This is a genomic window from Vibrio sp. 811 (assembly GCF_033339195.1).
In genome coordinates, this window is the sequence record NZ_JAWOUB010000065.1 from 1 (window position 1) to 1,573 (window position 1,573).

At 41.8% G+C, this 1,573-nt stretch carries 3 protein-coding genes; 2 read left to right on the plus strand and 1 reads right to left on the minus strand.

Going from position 1 to position 1,573, the window contains the following annotated elements; all coding sequences use genetic code 11:
- Positions 1-327 (plus strand): MetQ/NlpA family ABC transporter substrate-binding protein (locus R7Q46_RS24795; RefSeq protein WP_318077878.1); only part of this gene is annotated, 327 nt, incomplete at its 5' end.
- 120 nt (positions 328-447) lie between these two features.
- On the opposite strand, the gene R7Q46_RS24800 is transcribed toward R7Q46_RS24795, so the two are convergent.
- Entirely contained in the window at positions 448-720 is a 273-nt protein-coding gene (locus R7Q46_RS24800) for a D-fructose-6-phosphate amidotransferase (protein ID WP_318077880.1), read from the minus strand.
- 366 nt (positions 721-1,086) lie between these two features.
- On the opposite strand from R7Q46_RS24800, the gene R7Q46_RS24805 reads away from it, so the two are divergent.
- On the plus strand, positions 1,087-1,573 hold a 487-nt coding region (locus R7Q46_RS24805), incomplete at its 3' end, for a DUF4382 domain-containing protein (RefSeq protein WP_318077879.1).

Sequence of the window (1,573 nt, forward strand, 5' to 3'; positions counted from 1 at the left end):
AATAAAGCCGCGTTAACCGATATTAAGAGCAATCAAAAAGAACTGGAGTTCGTTGAGGTAGATGCGGCGCAGCTGCCAAGAACGCTGGATGACGTTGATGCCGCAGCTATTACAATGAATTACGTGATGTCTTCAGGCTTAGACCCTAAGAAACAAAGTATTTTCCTAGAATCCAAAGACGCACCTCTCGCTGTTATGGTTATTGCGACTCGTGAAGCCGACAAAAACAACGAGGCTTACAAAAAGTTCGTCTCTATTTACCAATCCCAAGAAATTCGCGACTTCCTTGATAGCACTTTCAAAGGAACGATTGAACCAGCCTTTTAAGTAAGAATTAATCCTTGAGCAAGCTATCTTGCTTGCTCAGAGAGACAAAACGACAGAGGCTCATGAAAAAAGCATGAGCCTCTGTCGTATCAAATGGTATCAATCGTACTTGGAGTTAGATTATCGACTTTCTGCTGCTAACTTTAGCGCGATATAGTTTTGTGCGGCGGTAACCAAATCAGAACGATTGATGATCTTCCATAGGAAAAATGGCGGGATTAAGAATGCAATGAAATAAAACGACTCATGAAAAAAGATCTGAGCAATTGCATCTTGATGTTCCGACAACGCCGTAAGCGCGAAAAGATCGAGCATCACACCAAGTACACCAAAAACAACTGAAACCACGATCGCTAATCCTAGTAGCTCTCGAATAAAAAATTTGTATGCCATCATACTAATTCCTTCTAGCAATATTCGACCTTACGTTACGCCCCTCATCACCTATCTATTTTGATTATTATCAACTTCATTTCACTACGAATAAGAACTTAGTTTTATAAAAAAACGCTTGTAGAAATGGAAAAAGTGGTTACCAAGCGACCACGTTGTTTAGCTAAGTAGAGCCGAAGTTAATGGAGTTACTGCTTCGCAGCTACACTTGAGCAATAGATTTAAAAATAGCTTTTTAGGAATCCATATCACACTATGAATTTCCATTTTTTACATTGACCCCGTCATTACTAAGCAATGACATTTGGTCTCGACTCTGAGACTAATCTTCGATGTTTATCGGCAGTGTAAACACAAGAGGTCAATATGAAAAAATACACTTATCCTCTACTTGCTATCTCAGGCGGTCTACTACTGACTGGCTGCGGTGGTGACGACTCTTCATCAAATACAGAATCCGCTACGTTTTCTCTTGGTGTCTCAGATGCACCTGTGGATGACGCCAACAAAGTGGTCTTAGCATTTAAAGACGTAGTTTTAATTCCCTTTGACCCAGAAACGGGCGAGCAAACTGGCGATCACATTCTGCTAGACGCAAGCGAGAGCGGCGCGCTACATCAAGTTGATTTGATGGAATACCAAGGGAAAAATGCTAAAACCATCATTAGCGAACAACAAATTGCTCCGGGTGATTACGCCATGTGCGTTTACGCGAAAGATGGCCGACAGTTGAATGATACGTCTCTATCGTATGTCGAAAAAACTGATGGCTCAGTAAAAGGTCTTGTTGTTCCAAGTCGTGGTAGCTGCTTTGGCTTTAAGCCCGATACCAGCGATCAGGGTCGCTTGAAGT

Excerpts from the sequence above, each read along its gene's own strand:
- R7Q46_RS24800 (WP_318077880.1), bottom strand. The coding sequence starts at position 720 with ATGGCATACAAATTTTTTATTCGAGAGCTACTAGGATTAGCGATCGTG.